Origin of the sequence: Mesorhizobium sp. M1328 (assembly GCF_040318075.1) — a bacterium.
In the GTDB taxonomy this organism is placed as follows: domain Bacteria; phylum Pseudomonadota; class Alphaproteobacteria; order Rhizobiales; family Rhizobiaceae; genus Mesorhizobium.
This window is the reverse complement of record NZ_JAMYLO010000002.1, coordinates 1-14,059: the sequence shown is the minus strand read 5'-3', so window position 1 is coordinate 14,059 and position 14,059 is coordinate 1. Positions and strand designations below refer to the sequence as shown.

Annotated in this window: 16 protein-coding genes; 4 read left to right on the top strand and 12 right to left on the bottom strand. The window is 63.5% G+C overall.

Features of this window, described 5'->3' with window-relative positions:
• Positions 1-32: 32 nt before the first annotated feature.
• A complete protein-coding gene (locus NKH23_RS04615; protein WP_352910451.1) occupies positions 33-833 on the bottom strand; it encodes a ComF family protein in 801 nt (266 codons plus the stop codon).
• 54 nt (positions 834-887) lie between these two features.
• Here NKH23_RS04615 and NKH23_RS04610 point away from each other — a divergent pair, with 54 nt between their 5' ends.
• Positions 888-1,760, top strand: coding sequence for a methyltransferase domain-containing protein (locus tag NKH23_RS04610; RefSeq protein WP_353034271.1), 873 nt, complete (start codon positions 888-890; stop codon positions 1,758-1,760).
• A 50-nt stretch (positions 1,761-1,810) separates the two neighbouring features.
• On the opposite strand, the gene NKH23_RS04605 is transcribed toward NKH23_RS04610, so the two are convergent.
• The 5 genes from NKH23_RS04605 to argJ all read right to left on the bottom strand — a co-directional run bounded on the left by NKH23_RS04605 (position 1,811) and on the right by argJ (position 4,972).
• The gene (locus NKH23_RS04605; protein WP_352910447.1) at positions 1,811-1,990 is read right to left on the bottom strand and encodes a Flp family type IVb pilin; all 180 of its coding nucleotides are present in this window, start codon (positions 1,988-1,990) and stop codon (positions 1,811-1,813) included.
• 109 nt (positions 1,991-2,099) lie between these two features.
• Positions 2,100-2,405, bottom strand: coding sequence for a hypothetical protein (locus NKH23_RS04600; RefSeq protein ID WP_352910445.1), 306 nt, complete (start codon positions 2,403-2,405; stop codon positions 2,100-2,102).
• Positions 2,406-2,532: 127 nt separating this feature from the next.
• Positions 2,533-2,955, bottom strand: a complete 423-nt coding sequence (locus NKH23_RS04595) for a (deoxy)nucleoside triphosphate pyrophosphohydrolase (protein ID WP_352910442.1) — start codon at positions 2,953-2,955, stop codon at positions 2,533-2,535.
• Positions 2,952-3,731, bottom strand: a complete 780-nt coding sequence (locus tag NKH23_RS04590) for a GNAT family N-acetyltransferase (RefSeq protein WP_352467596.1) — start codon at positions 3,729-3,731, stop codon at positions 2,952-2,954. The genes NKH23_RS04595 and NKH23_RS04590 overlap by 4 nt, the downstream gene beginning before the upstream one ends.
• Positions 3,731-4,972 carry a bifunctional glutamate N-acetyltransferase/amino-acid acetyltransferase ArgJ gene (argJ, locus tag NKH23_RS04585; protein ID WP_352978174.1) on the bottom strand — a complete coding sequence of 414 codons (1,242 nt, stop codon included), beginning with the start codon at positions 4,970-4,972 and terminating at the stop codon, positions 3,731-3,733. The genes NKH23_RS04590 and argJ overlap by 1 nt, the downstream gene beginning before the upstream one ends.
• A 181-nt stretch (positions 4,973-5,153) precedes the next feature.
• On the opposite strand from argJ, the gene NKH23_RS04580 reads away from it, so the two are divergent.
• Entirely contained in the window at positions 5,154-6,380 is a 1,227-nt protein-coding gene (locus tag NKH23_RS04580) for a caspase family protein (RefSeq protein WP_352910434.1), read from the top strand.
• Positions 6,381-6,383: 3 nt separating this feature from the next.
• On the opposite strand, the gene NKH23_RS34535 is transcribed toward NKH23_RS04580, so the two are convergent.
• Positions 6,384-6,464, bottom strand: coding sequence for a hypothetical protein (locus tag NKH23_RS34535; RefSeq protein WP_502912331.1), 81 nt, complete (start codon positions 6,462-6,464; stop codon positions 6,384-6,386).
• A gap of 265 nt (positions 6,465-6,729) precedes the next feature.
• Between NKH23_RS34535 and NKH23_RS04575 the strand changes: the two genes are divergently transcribed.
• Complete coding sequence (locus NKH23_RS04575; RefSeq protein ID WP_352910790.1) at positions 6,730-7,386, top strand: TetR/AcrR family transcriptional regulator; 657 nt, start codon at positions 6,730-6,732, stop codon at positions 7,384-7,386.
• Positions 7,387-7,429: 43 nt separating this feature from the next.
• Here NKH23_RS04575 and NKH23_RS04570 read toward each other — a convergent pair whose 3' ends face one another.
• On the bottom strand, positions 7,430-8,344 hold the full coding sequence (locus tag NKH23_RS04570; RefSeq protein WP_352910432.1) for a peptidylprolyl isomerase: 915 nt from the start codon (positions 8,342-8,344) through the stop codon (positions 7,430-7,432).
• A gap of 252 nt (positions 8,345-8,596) precedes the next feature.
• Here NKH23_RS04570 and secA point away from each other — a divergent pair, with 252 nt between their 5' ends.
• The gene (secA, locus tag NKH23_RS04565; protein WP_352910430.1) at positions 8,597-11,329 is read left to right on the top strand and encodes a preprotein translocase subunit SecA; all 2,733 of its coding nucleotides are present in this window, start codon (positions 8,597-8,599) and stop codon (positions 11,327-11,329) included.
• Between the two features lie 144 nt (positions 11,330-11,473).
• Here secA and NKH23_RS04560 read toward each other — a convergent pair whose 3' ends face one another.
• From NKH23_RS04560 to NKH23_RS04545, 4 genes are all read right to left on the bottom strand, one after another.
• Positions 11,474-11,725 carry a hypothetical protein gene (locus tag NKH23_RS04560; protein ID WP_352910428.1) on the bottom strand — a complete coding sequence of 84 codons (252 nt, stop codon included), beginning with the start codon at positions 11,723-11,725 and terminating at the stop codon, positions 11,474-11,476.
• Complete coding sequence (locus NKH23_RS04555) at positions 11,722-12,009, bottom strand: hypothetical protein (RefSeq protein ID WP_352910426.1); 288 nt, start codon at positions 12,007-12,009, stop codon at positions 11,722-11,724. The genes NKH23_RS04560 and NKH23_RS04555 overlap by 4 nt, the downstream gene beginning before the upstream one ends.
• Before the next feature lie 4 nt (positions 12,010-12,013).
• Positions 12,014-12,322: a hypothetical protein gene (locus tag NKH23_RS04550; protein ID WP_353034266.1), complete on the bottom strand. Its 309-nt coding sequence runs from the start codon at positions 12,320-12,322 to the stop codon at positions 12,014-12,016.
• Between the two features lie 65 nt (positions 12,323-12,387).
• Positions 12,388-13,983, bottom strand: coding sequence for an Eco57I restriction-modification methylase domain-containing protein (locus tag NKH23_RS04545; protein WP_352978170.1), 1,596 nt, complete (start codon positions 13,981-13,983; stop codon positions 12,388-12,390).
• Positions 13,984-14,059: the final 76 nt, after the last annotated feature.

Below are 14,059 nucleotides of genomic sequence, written 5' to 3'. Positions count from 1 at the left end.
AGCAACCCTGCCTCGTTCCGCTGTCATCTAGGCTATATAGGCGCCGATTCGTCGGCCCGAAAGTCCCCCGGCAGCACACGCGCGAAGGTCAGTACGTCGACTGCGCCGGCACCGCCCTTCTTCAATGCCCTGGCGACCGCGCGGACGGTGGCGCCGGTGGTGTAGACATCGTCGATCAACAGCACCCGACGGCCGGCGATTTCGATCTCCGCCTCATCAGGCACTTTGAATGCGGCGCGAACATTTTCCTCGCGTTCCCGCCGCTCCAGCCCGACCTGCTGGCGCGTGAGTTTGACGCGCTTGATGGCTGATGGCGCGAAAGGCCGCCCGCCGAGCTGCGCCACCGCCCGCGCCAGTTCCGCCGACTGGTTGAACTGCCGCCTGAAGAAGCGCCGCCAGTGCAGCGGCACCGGCACGACCACCTCGGCCTCGGCGATGAGCTCGGCACCGGCGCGAAGCATCCAGCGCGCCATCCACGGCGCCAGATCGGTCCGATCCTGGTATTTCAGCCCTTGCACCATCTGGCGGGCAACGCCGGAATAGGCGACCGCCGCCCGCGCGCGCTCGAACGGCGGCGGGTCGGCTATCGCCTCTGCCGACAGGAACCCCTCACCCATATTGTGGGTGAACGGCGTGCCCATCACCGGGCACCATGGCCGTTCCAGCAGCCTGAGTTTCGGCCAGCAGGCGCCGCACAACACCCCGGGCTGCGAGACATGGCGGCGGCAGCCGGCGCAGACCGGCGGGAACAAGAGGCGCGCCGGCCAGCCCACTGCCTTTCGGGCAATGCTCTTGATCGCAATACGCTTGATCTCTGGCATCGGATCGGCCACGTGATTGGTCCTCCGCATCACTATATCAGAGAGCGAAGCACAAGGACCTGCCCATTGCAGCCTGTAATCGACACCTCGCTCTGGCTGGCGCGCAAGCGCCGGACTCTGGCCCGCCCCATCGCCGGGGCGGATTTCCTCATGCGGCGGGCGGCCGAGGATCTTGCCGACCGGCTCGGCGCTGTCGAACGCAGGTTCGGCAAGGCGGCCTCATTGTTTTGCCAGACGCCGGCAGCAGCAGAGGTGCTCGCTGAAAGCGGCAAGGTTACGGAAAACGTGCGCGTCGAGGCCGACGCCGCTTTCCTGGGCGGCCAGCCAGGAGTGGTGGCGCCGTTGGAAACCGTGCCATTCGAACCGGAGAGCCTCGACCTCGCAGTCTCGCTGCTGTCGCTGCAGGCGATGAACGACATTCCCGGCATGCTGGTGCAGATCCGCCGGGCGCTGAAGCCGGACGGGCTTTTCCTCGGCGCCTTCGCCGGCACAGGCACGCTTTCCGAGCTGCGCGAAAGCCTGCTTGCCGCCGAGACCGAGCTCTATGGCGGCGCCAGCCCGCGTGTGATCCCGTTCACCGACGTCCGCGACGCCGGCGCGCTGCTGCAGCGCGCCGGCCTGGCACTGCCGGTTGCCGACGTCGAGACGATCACGGTGCGCTATGATTCCCTGTTTGGCCTGGTCGCCGACCTGCGCGCCATGGGCGAGACCAGCGCTCTTGTCGACCGCACTAGGCGGCCGGGCACGCGAGCATTGTTCGCGCGCGCCGCCGAAATCTATGCCGAGCGGTTTTCGGATGCCGATGGCCGCGTCAGGGCGAGTTTCTCGGTGGTCTGGATGTCAGGCTGGGCGCCCGATGCCTCTCAGCAAAAACCGCTGAAGCCGGGCTCCGCAAAAATATCGCTGAAGACGATCCTGGAAAACCCCGGCGGCTCCTGACCGGATCCTTGCGCAAAAAGCTAAGCGTACCCACGCAAGAACCAAGCGGGTCACTGCGCAAAAGCGTTGGCAAGCTTGCTGCTGTTGTCGCTGAACAGCCACTGAATCGCACCGGCAGCCCGGCCGACGCCAGCGACAATGGCAAGCGACAGCACGGCAACGATCAAACCATATTCGATAGCCGTCGCACCCCTCTCGTCTTCTAAAAATCGTTGCAGCAAGATTTTCATGGGCGCCCATCCCTCTTGCCCGAACCTAGCGCCGACCCGTTAAGAAAGGTTAACGCGACAGGCTTAACGGGCAGTGAAACAGCTGCATTGTAGAGATCTGTTGAGGACGTCAGCAGTCGCCGCTGCTTCTGCCATCGACCCGTATAACGCAGACCGAACCGGGCAGCGGCTGCAGCACGCTCTTGCGCAGCGTATAGCTGTCGCGCTGGCCGATCGAGCCGGTGCTCATCGTATCAAGGCCGTCGCGGGCAAACTGCGAGCGGGTCCGGCTGTCGAGGTAGGGCGTCGCGATCAACGCCAGAGCCACCGCGGCCGAGCCGAACAAAAGGGTGATGCGCAGTATTCCCATGCCGGCATTTGCGGCGCCAGGAAGGCGGTCGGGCCAAGGCGAGTCCCAGTCCTTGTCGAAGCTCATGCAAATCGCTCCCCAGCGGTGAAATCGGCGTAACCGCCTTGCGTCAATTTTTCACGGCCAGATAAATCTTTCATTAACGCTGCCGATATCGCGTTGCGGAGCTGCCCGGTTTACGGGAGGTCGGCCGTTACAGCAGATCGATGAGGAACTGGATCAGCGGGGCATCGGCCGGCGGCATTGGAAAATCGCGCATCTGGCGCGGCCGCACCCATTTCAGCACCTGGCCTTCCTTCGGCTGGGCAATGCCACGAAAGCGACGGCAGACGAACAGCGGCATCAGCAGGTGAAAATCATCGTAGGAATGGCTGGCAAAGGTGAGTGGCGCCAGGCAAGGGATGTCGGTCTCGATGCCGATCTCCTCGTACAATTCGCGGATCAGGCATTGTTCCGGCGTCTCACCGGGCTCGACCTTGCCGCCCGGAAACTCCCACAGGCCGGCGAGTTGCTTGCCTTCGGGCCGCTGCGCCAACAGCACGCGCCCGTCGGCATCGACGAGCGCGCAGGCCGCGACCAGGAGCAGGCGCTTGCCGGCCGTGTTTGAGCCGCTCATGCGCCTTGTGGCCGGCGATAGTGATAGCGATAGACTTCGTCGAATCCGAGCGAACGGTAAAGCGCCAGCGCCGGCGCGTTGTCCGCCTCGACCTGCAGCCAGGCTTCCCGCGCCCCGCGCAGCCGCGCCCATTTCAACGCCGACCGGATGAGGTGGCGGCCATGGCCCTGGTTGCGCACCGATCTGTCGGTGGCGATCTCGAACAGCCCGGCAAGGTCGCCGTCATGCACGCAGATCAACGTTGCCAGCGGCTCGCTGCCGGCCTCCAGCGCAAACAGCCCCGCCTCCGGCTGGATGGCGCCGATGATCTCCGACAGGCCCGGCCGCAGCGACACATGCGAGCCGCTCACCTTGAGCGCGGCACCGATGAAACGGCTGATGTCCTTCAACGGAATCTGGTCCATGGCATCTTCGAGCGCGGCGTCCGCCAACGGCAGCCGCATGACGAGCGACTCCGCGAATGTGCTCCAGCCCTCGCTGTCGAGGTACTTTGACAGATCCGGCCCCGACAGCGGCGAGATGCGAAAGGTCAGCGGCCTGCCATAGGCGTCGAAGCGGCGGCTGGCGCGGCCGATGCGCTCGGCAATGTGCTGGATGTCGCCCGGATCGAGCGGATTGACCGAATTCAGCCGCTTGGCCGGGTGGCCGGCCGTCAGCCGCACCACCCAGGTACCATCATAATGGACGGCGGCCGCCGGCCAGGCACGAAAGCCGGCCGCCTCGTAGCGGCGCACGATCGCCAACACGCTTGCCGGATGTCTGGAAGCCAACGCCATCAGCTCCGATAGTCGCCATTGATGGCGACATATTCCTTGGTGAGGTCACAGGTCCACACCGTCGCCTTGCCGCGGCCGATGCCGATATCGGCGCGGATGCGGATCTCGTCGCGCTTCATATACGCCGAAGTCGCCGCTTCGGAATAGGCGGCGTCGCGCTCGCCCTGATACGCCAGGCGGTTGTCGCCGAACCAGATCGACAGAAGGTCGCGGTCGGCCGGTTCGCCGGCCTTGCCGACGGCCATGACGACGCGGCCCCAATTGGCGTCCTCGCCGGCGACTGCCGTCTTGACCAGCGGCGAATTGGCGATCGACAGCGCGATGCGCTTGGCCGAGCGGGCCGATTTGGCCCCGGTGACGGTGACCTCGACCTGCTTGCGGGCGCCCTCGCCGTCGCGTACCACCTGCAGCGCCAGCGATTTCAGCACCTTGCCGAGGGCACGGCGGAAGGCGCCGAGGCGCGCATCCTTGGGGTCGGAAATTGCCGGCGCGCCGCGCCTGGCGGCAGCACCCGTGGCGAACATCAGCAGCGTGTCGCTGGTCGAGGTGTCGCTGTCGACGGTAACCGCGTTGAAGGTCTTGGACGTGCCGCGCGACAAGAGATCCTGCAGCACGGGTGCTGCGATCGGCGCATCGGTGGCGATGAAGGAAAGCATCGTCGCCATGTCGGGCGCGATCATCCCGGCGCCCTTGGCGATACCGTTGATGGTGACGTCGGCATCGCCGAGCTTGACCGTCGCGGTCGCCAGTTTGGGATAGGTGTCGGTGGTCATGATCGCCTTGGCGGCTTCGGTCCACAATTCCGGCTTGCCGTCCTTGACCAGCCCGGCCAGCAGATGGCTGAACTTGCCGGTGTCGAGCGGTTCGCCGATGACGCCGGTCGAGGCCAGGAACACCTCGCCTGCTGTGCAGCCGGCTGCTTTCGCTGCCACCTCGCCCGTGAGTGCCGTCGAGGCCCGGCCCTTCTGGCCGGTAAAGGCATTGGCATTGCCGGAATTGACGACCAGCACACGTGCCTTGCCGGCCAGGAGGTTCTGCCGGCAGAAATCGACGGGCGCCGACGGGCACTTTGATTTGGTGAAGACGCCGGCGACGGTGGTGCCGGCGTCGAACACCATGGCCAGCAAGTCGGTGCGGTTCTTGTATTTTATGCCGGCCTCGGCGGTGGCGATGCGCACGCCCTCGATCACCGGCATCTTGGGATATTTCTTCGGCGCGAGCGGCGAAACCTCTGTGGACATGGAAGACCCCGGGCGGGAAAAATCGCGAAAGGAACGCCGGTTTGCCCGATAGCGCGCGCCGGCGCAAGGCGTTTTCACAGCCGTTGTGGGTGCCGGAAGCCTGACACCTGCCCCGGCCGCAAGCAAGACTGTTGCAAATTTGTTGGCGTCGCTGCGGCCGATAGCGCTATGATCCTGCCCGATGGGCAGGCTTGTGGTCTTGGCACTGGCGTTTCTGGGCTTTCTGCTGCTGCGCGCGGATGCGCAGACGGCGCGGCGCGTAGCGCTTGTGGTAGGCAACGGCAGCTACGCCGAAGCCGGCACGCTGGCCAATCCCGTCAACGATGCGCTCGACATCGCCGACAAGCTGCGCGCCATCGGTTTCGAGGTGATCGAAGGCAACGATCTCGGCAAGCGCGAACTCGAACGCAAGATCGGCGAATTCTCCGATGCGCTGCAAGGTGCCGGTGCCGGGCTGTTCTACTATGCCGGCCACGGCCTGCAGGTCGACGGGCGCAACTTCATCGTGCCGGTCGACGCCCGGCTGGACATGCCGGTCAAGCTCCAGCTCGAGGCGGTGCCGATCGACGAGGTTCTCGACATCATGGAGCAGCAGACCAAGGTCAGCCTGGTCTTCCTCGATGCCTGCCGCAACAACCCGTTTGCCCGAAGTCTCAGCCGCAGCGCCACGACGCGCTCGGCGACGGCCCTCGCCGGCCTTGCCCAGTTCGAGTCGACACGCGGCTCGTTCATCGCCTTCTCGACGGCACCCGGCGCCGTCGCAATGGACGGGACGGGGCGCAACTCGCCCTTTGCCGCGGCACTTTTGCGGCATATGGCCGAGCCCGGACAGAGCATCAACGACATGATGATCGCGGTGCGCCGCGACGTCGTTTCCGCAACGCGCGAGGCGCAGCGTCCGTGGGAGCAGGGATCGCTGCTCGAGCGTTTCGAATTCGTTCCGGGCGGAGACACTGCCCAGCAACCGAAACCGGCCGTCAGCCCGGCTCCCGCGTCGCAGGTGGCGGCGCTTGAGCGCTCCGTCGGCGACAAGGGTGCCATCGAAAAATTCCTGCGCGAAAACTATCTGGCGCCTGATGCCAGGAGAATGCGCGAAACGGTCAAGCGGCTTTACGGTTCGTCGGCCACCATCTACGGCACGCGTTACGACAGCGAGGCCATCGTCAAGGTCAAGGCCGACTGGTTCGCGCAATGGGCGTCGTGGTCGTTCGATCTCGAGCCCGGCAGCCTCGAGGTGACGCCGCACGGCAAGGACCGCGCCGACGTGGTTTTCGCCATGAGCTACGATTATGTACCGAAAGACAAATCGGCGCAGCGCCTGACCGGCAAGGCGCGGGTAACGCTTGAGCTCGTTATGACTGACGGAGCGTGGCGCGTTGTGTCGGAAACGTCGCAAGCGCTGGAATGAACATCACCGCACCGTTGGGTTGATGAACCCGCGAAACGCCCGCTGCACGCCCGGAATCAGTCCCCAGATCATGATCGAGACCATCAGCGGCGTGATGACCAGCGTACGTTGCCAGATTTGCCATTCCTGCGTCAGCGGAAAACCACGTACAAAATGGCAGTGATCAGCGGATAGACGCCGAGCAGCACCAGCAGGGCGAAGCGCAGGCGCGAAAAGCGGGTGGCGGCGGTCGGAGTCATTGTTGTTCTCCATATCGTTACGGAACGTTCCGTTACATATAAAACGGATCGTTTCGTTTCGTCAAGAGTTGTATATGATGGCTGCTGAAATCGCGGGTAAGGAAGAAGAGATGGGCGAAACCACCGATCCTGGGCGCAAGTCAGCCGGCGCACGGCGCAGCCCCGAAAGCGCCGACGCCATTCTCGATGCCGCCGAAGCGGTACTGGTCGAAGCCGGTTATTCCGGCTTCTCCATCGAGGCGGTGGCGCGGCGGGCGCGCGCGGGAAAACCGACGATCTATCGCTGGTGGCCAAGCAAGGCCGTCCTGCTGCTCGATGTTTATCAGCGGCAAAAGCGCGTCGACAATCCCGATACCGGGAACCTTGAGCAGGATCTCGTCGGCTTTCTGAAGAGCTTGTTCGCGCACTGGCGCGACACATCGTCGGGCAGCGTGTTCAGATCGCTGATCGCCGAGGCGCAGTCGGACGAAAAAGCGGCCGCCGCCCTCGCCGAATACGCAAGAGGGCGTCGCGTCCATACCGGCCAGATGGTCGAACGCGCCAAGGCAAGGGGAGAGGTGGCAGCCGATGTCGATGCCACTGTCGTCGCCGACTTGATCGCCTCGTTTGCCTGGACGCACCTTCTGACAGATCGCCTGGACGAGGACGAAGCGATCTTACGCAGGGCGGTACGTTATATCTTGAAAGGCATAGTCGTTGACGGCGCCGGCGACGCCACGGCGGTCCGGCGGCGGCGTCGACGCATCATCGCTCGCCCTACCAAATAGAAGCGACAGGGCGGCAGCGCGCCCTGTCGTAGCTCAATCTGGCCTATTTGGCGCTTTCCAGCGCGTCGACCGTCTTCTTCAGGTTGGCATCGGGGATGTCGACCTTGGCGTTGGCGCGCAGCGACTTGACCAGCGCGAAATACTTGTCGCGGATGACCGCCTGGCGCGCCTGGTCCTTGACCTGGTCGAAGGCCGGCGGCTGCTTGGTGCGCTTGTCCTCGACCTTGATGACGTGCCAGCCGAACTGCGACTGCACCGGCTGCTCGGTGTATTTGCCGACCGCCAGCGCAAACACCGCCTTGTCGAACTCCGGCACCATCTGGCCAGGCCCGAACCAGCCGAGATCGCCGCCGCTGGTCTTGCCGCTCGGATCGCTGGTGTGCTCGTTGGCGAGTTTCTGGAAGTCGGCGCCGCCGTCGAGCTGCTTGATGATGGCGTCGGCCTCTTCCTTCGTCTTCACGAGGATGTGACGGGCGTGCACCTCATTGCTAGGCGGCGTGTTGGCAATTTCCTGGTCGTAGCGGGCGCGGACCTCGGCATCGGTAACCTTGTTGACGACGCCCTTCTCGACCATTTCGCCATGCAGCGCGCGCTGCTGCAGGAAGGCCATGCGGCGCTGGAAGTCGGGATCCTTGTCGAGGCCGGTGGTCACCGCCTGAGCCGCCATGACGCGGATTTCGATCGCCGCCGAAAGCGCCGCGGCGCGGCGCTGCTCGGGCGGAAGCTGCGCGAACTGCTGCGACAGCTCGCCCTCGGCAAGCCCAAGGTCTGCCTCGGTCAGCGTCTGGCCGTTGATGGTGGCGACCACGGCGTTCGGATCGACCGGCTTGGCCGGAGCGGGTGCTGCCGGCTGGGCAGGGGCGGCTTCCTGCGCCATCAGCGGCGACAGCGAAAGGGCCGACAGCCCGAATGCCAGACCAAGGCTGGCGAGCGACGCACGGCGGAACAACAAGGACATTACGATTATCTCCAAAGCGGGGTAGCTAGAGCGGAATGGCTTCCAGACCAGCAGGATTGTGGCGGAATTTGGCGCGGTCGACACGGCGAGCGCGGCGTTGACATCGAATGAGCCCCCTCTTATCTGTCCAACGACTTTGCGTCCAGAACCGTTTTCCGGGCGCTTTTTGCGTTTGCCCGCGTTCACGCGGAGTTGATGGGGCCGGCCGGCGCCCATCGCAATGACTTGGAATGCTATCGAAAGGGCCATTGGATGGTCAGTCTCGGCGGTCTCGCCCGTAAGGTTTTCGGCTCCTCCAACGATCGTCGGGTCAAATCGACCCGGCCTCGCGTCGAGGCGATCAATGCCATGGAAAACGAGATGCGGGCGCTCTCCGACGCCGAGCTTCAGGCCCGCACCGACAAATTCCGCCAGGACATTGCCAATGGCGCCAGCCTGGACGACCTCCTGGTGCCGGCCTTCGCTACCGTGCGCGAGGCCGCCCGCCGCGTGCTCGGCATGCGGCCGTTCGACGTACAGCTGATCGGCGGCATGGTGCTGCACAATGGCGGCATTGCCGAGATGCGCACCGGCGAAGGCAAGACGCTGGTGGCGACGCTGCCGGTCTACCTCAACGCGCTCGCCGGCAATGGCGTCCATGTCGTCACCGTCAACGATTACCTGGCCACGCGCGACTCCGAATGGATGGGCCGCGTCTACAAATTCCTCGGCCTTAAGGTCGGCGTCATCGTCCATGGCCTGTCCGACGAGGAGCGCCGCGTCGCCTACGCCGCCGACGTCACCTACGCCACCAACAACGAGCTCGGCTTCGACTATCTGCGCGACAACATGAAATACGAGCGCGCCCAGATGGTGCAGCGTGGTCACAGCTACGCGATCGTCGACGAGGTCGATTCCATCCTGGTCGACGAGGCCCGCACGCCGCTTATCATTTCCGGTCCGCTCGAGGACCGCTCGGAAATGTACAACACCATCGACACCTTCATCATCCAGCTGCAGCCGCAGGACTACGAGATCGACGAGAAGCAGAAGACCTCGATCTTCACCGAGGAAGGCACCGAGAAGCTGGAGAACATGCTGCGCGATGCCGGCCTGCTCAAGGGCGAGTCGCTCTACGATGTCGAGAACGTCGCCATCGTCCACCACGTCAACAACGCGCTGAAGGCGCACCGGCTGTTCCAGCGGGACAAGGACTACATCGTGCGCAACGGCGAGATCGTCATCATCGACGAGTTCACCGGCCGCATGATGCCCGGCCGCCGCTATTCGGAGGGCCTGCACCAGGCGCTCGAAGCCAAGGAGCATGTGGCGATCCAGCCGGAGAACCAGACGCTCGCCTCGGTCACCTTCCAGAACTATTTCCGCCTCTACAAGAAGCTCGCCGGCATGACCGGCACGGCGCTGACCGAGGCCGAGGAATTCGCCAACATCTACAATCTCGACGTCACCGAGATCCCGACCAACCTGCCGGTCATCCGCCTTGACGAAGACGACGAGGTCTACCGGACGGTCGAGGAGAAATACAAGGCGATCGTCAAGGAGATCAAGGAAGCCCGCGCCAAGGGCCAGCCGACGCTGGTCGGCACCACCTCGATCGAAAAGTCCGAACAGCTGGCCGAACGCCTGCGCAAGGAAGGTTTCAAGGATTTCGAGGTGCTGAACGCCCGCCACCACGAGCGCGAGGCGGCGATCGTTGCCCAGGCCGGCAAGCCCGGTGCCATCACCATCGCCACCAACATGGCCGGCCGCGGCACCGACATCCAGCTCGGCGGCAATGCCGACATGCGCATCGCCGAGGAGCTTGGCGACATGCCGGCCGGCCCCGAGCGCGAGGCCAGGGAAAAGGAAATCCGCGACGACATCGCCCGGCTGAAGGAAAAGGCGCTCGCCGCCGGCGGTCTTTACGTGCTCGCCACCGAGCGCCATGAATCGCGCCGCATCGACAACCAGTTGCGCGGCCGCTCAGGCCGCCAGGGCGATCCTGGCCGCTCGAAATTCTTCCTGTCGCTGCAGGACGACCTGATGCGCATCTTCGGTTCCGAGCGCATGGACGGCATGCTGCAAAAGCTCGGCCTCAAGGAAGACGAGGCGATCATCCACCCGTGGATCAACAAGGCGCTGGAGAAGGCGCAGAAGAAGGTCGAGGCGCGCAACTTCGACATCCGCAAGAACCTGTTGAAATATGACGACGTCTCCAACGACCAGCGCAAGGTGGTGTTCGAACAGCGCATCGAGCTGATGGACGGCGAAGGCCTGTCGGAGACCATCACCGAGATGCGCGAAGGCGTCATCGAGGAGATCGTCGCCAAGAACATCCCCGAAAACGCCTATGCCGAGCAGTGGAACGTCGCCGGTCTCAAGGCCGAGATCGCCGAGTTCCTCAATCTCGATCTGCCGGTCGAGGACTGGGTCAAGGAAGAAGGCATTGCCGAGGACGACATCCGCGAGCGCATCAGCCAGGCCGCCGAGGCCGCCGCCAAGGAGCGCGCCGAGCGCTTCGGCCCCGACGTGATGACCTACGTCGAGCGCTCCGTGGTGCTGCAGACGCTCGACCATCTGTGGCGCGAGCACATCGTCAATCTCGACCATCTGCGCTCGGTCGTCGGCTTCCGCGGCTATGCCCAGCGCGATCCGCTGCAGGAGTACAAGGGCGAAGCGTTCGAGCTGTTCCAGGCGATGCTGGGCAATCTGCGCCAGGCCGTCACCGCGCAATTGATGCGCGTCGAACTGGTCCGCCAGGCGGCCGACGCGCCGCCGCCCGAGGCCCCCGACATGTTCGGCAGCCATATCGACGGCAGCACCGGCGAAGACGATTTCGAAGGCGGCGAGACGGCCGTGCTGGTCCGCCAGGAGACCAATGCCATCGTCGCCCCCGAAGACCGCGACCCGAAGAACCCGGCCACCTGGGGCAAGGTCGGCCGCAACGAAGCCTGCCCGTGCGGGTCGGGCAAGAAGTATAAGCATTGTCATGGCGCGTTTGCGTAAAGCGCCCACTTCCTTCGCCCCGTTCACGGGGAGAAGGTGCCCGAAGGGGCGGATGAGGGGCAGAGCCGGCGTTTGCGAGTAGCCAATCTCCCCACCTGAGGGGGAGATGGCCGGCAGGCCAGAGGGGGGCGCTGTCCCGCCGGCCTAGGCCTTAAGCCGTTCCAACTCCGACGCAAAAGCAGCCCGCAAAGCCTCGCCTTCTTCCCGCGGAAGCAACAGCGTCAGCTCCGGAAACAGTTTCTCCCAGCTAGCTGCCTCGGCTCCGCTCCATGGCAGCCGCTCAGCCTTGCGGGCAAGCTGAAGCAGTCGGTTGAGGTGCTTGCGGATATAGGCGACGTTAGGAGCGCGAGGCGCAGTGACGGCATGTTCGGGCTCGAAAAGCGAAAGCTGATTCATGCCGCCTTAAGCCGCTCCATCTCGGCTTCGAACTCGAACTTCAACTGCGCAGCCTCTTCCTCAGGCAGCCAAAGCACCATCTGTGGCACGATCTTGCGGTAGAGCCGGACGCTATCCTGATCCCAAGGCAGCGTTTCCGCACTGCGCGCCTCCGCGATAAGCCTGTGCAATCGCGCACGCACCCGATCCGGATCGCCGTGATAATAAACCGTAGGCGCATCTTCGTCGAACAGGTCGGACTGTTCTTCGGCGCCAAAAAGGTCGAGTTGATTTCTGCCGGGCATCCGCTCAGCTTCCATCCAACAACTGCGCTACAAGCGCGTCGATCTTCTGCGCCACGCCGGCCTCTTTCAATGTATCGCGTATCATCCCTCGGGCGCGCTGGAAGCCGGCAGTTTCGGCGATGTCGACAGAGGCGACGATCTCTTCAGCTTTGGCTGCGGCGCCGGCCAGTTCGGTGTGAAGCCTAATGGCCGGATCGAAACGCGGGATCGGCAGATTGAATACCACCTTGTCAAAATCACGCGCTCCCCACTGGCCTTTGGATTGCATCGCCTCAATTCGACCGCGCACGGTCTCTGAATTGATAAGCGCCATTAGGTAGCCGCCTTCGTCGCGGTCACGGATCGCAGTCCAATACAGTTTATGCTCTATTGCAGCTTCTATGGTATGCAGGCAGCGGGATTTGTCCCAGAGGCTGCATAAACAATTCGCATCGGGGCAACCGGAAATTGCGACGATAGTTCCCCATGATAGTCCCAGCGTTGTTTGAGCGATAGCGAGTTGCTTTCGGACGCATTGGCCTTCCAAGTGGCCTCCGCTTCTCGCATCCACTCAGCAATCCCTTGGTATCCCCGATTAAGTGCGGTGTCGGAAGAGAGCATCTCGCCTTTAGCCGTCACTGGGATCACGCCCTCGAAGGGCCTCCAGACGCGATATGGCAGAATGCTTTCACCAAGCAGAACCGGTCTCAAGAACTCCTTCTCCACGCGTCCCTCGAGCCCCGGCAGGCTCTTCCAAGGCGGCTTTTCTTGCGTGGAACGCCGGCTGACGACATAGGGCGCATTGGGGTCGGCGCCGAGCGCGCCGAGATTCCTTCTTTCGACGAAGCAGAGAAAGCGTGGCACTAGAGTGGCACCCTGCCGAAATTGCTTGCGATAGACCGAGCCGCCAGTAAAGGTGGCCTCGGTCAGATCACCGGGCATTTCGTCAACGGTGAGCCTTGCATCGGCGATATCTTCCGGCGCATCTCTATATGGCAGCGAGCCCGAATACGCGCGACGAACGATTTTCTCCGTCATCTGCTGACCCACGCGGCGCTTGGTCGCAAAAATCACGCAGGACGGCACCGGAAACAGTGGCTGCACCCTATCGTCCATTGTCCAGGTCTCATCGAACCGTAACCTGACGCTTTCAAAAATGCCGGAGCGAAATTTCTCAAATTGGCCCCGCGTCAGTGCCGCCAGCGGTAACACGAAGGCCAGCTTGCCGCCGGAACGCAGATAGAGCGATGCGGCGCGGACCGTGAAGAGTGCGCAGAGATCGTTCTGGGTTGATAGTTTGCCACCGACGAAAACTCGCTCGCTTTTCGAGAGATCGCGAAAACGCACCTGCAGGTCGGCGCTCATATGTCTGAAAGCGACCCAAGGTGGATTACCGACTATAACGTTGGCCCAACCGCCAGATGCCGACAAGAAGAGTGGGCGTGAAAGATTGCGCGCCACGTAGGCCCACACAGTGTCACGTCCTTCGCGGCGCAACCGGTCGAAGACCAAATAGGTCTTGCCAAGATCTTCGATGCCGCGTTTCTGCTCTTCTGTTAGGCCTTCTTGGCGAAACGCCCCGGCGGTCGGAATTGCCGCGTAATGCTGCTCGGTAATCCGGGCCAGCGCCTGCTCGACCTGCGGGCGTGTCATATTCTGCTCTGAACCGGAGCGCATCCTCTCGATTGCTTTGTCGAACAACGCCGGGTCACGACAGAACACTTCAGGGAAATCGAGTTTTTCGCCTCCACTGCCATTGGGCTCACCGCTTTGACCGTCGCCAGCTGCCGGCGGCGGAACGCGTATTGTCAACTCTTTGTCGGTTAGCATGCGGCTGATTGACAGTTGCAGGGCATCGCCGAGGTAGACGGGAATCGACAGGGATCCAGAGCGCTGGTTCAGCACCGGCGCCAGTGCCAGAAGATAGGTGACCCGCGCGATGATGACTGCGACAGGGTGGATATCCATTGACCTGCCACGGGTAATTTCCTCCATCTGAGATTAGAGTCCGGCCTCGATTGAAGGACGGACTGATGAAGAGAAAGCGGTTTACGGAAGAGCAGATCATCGC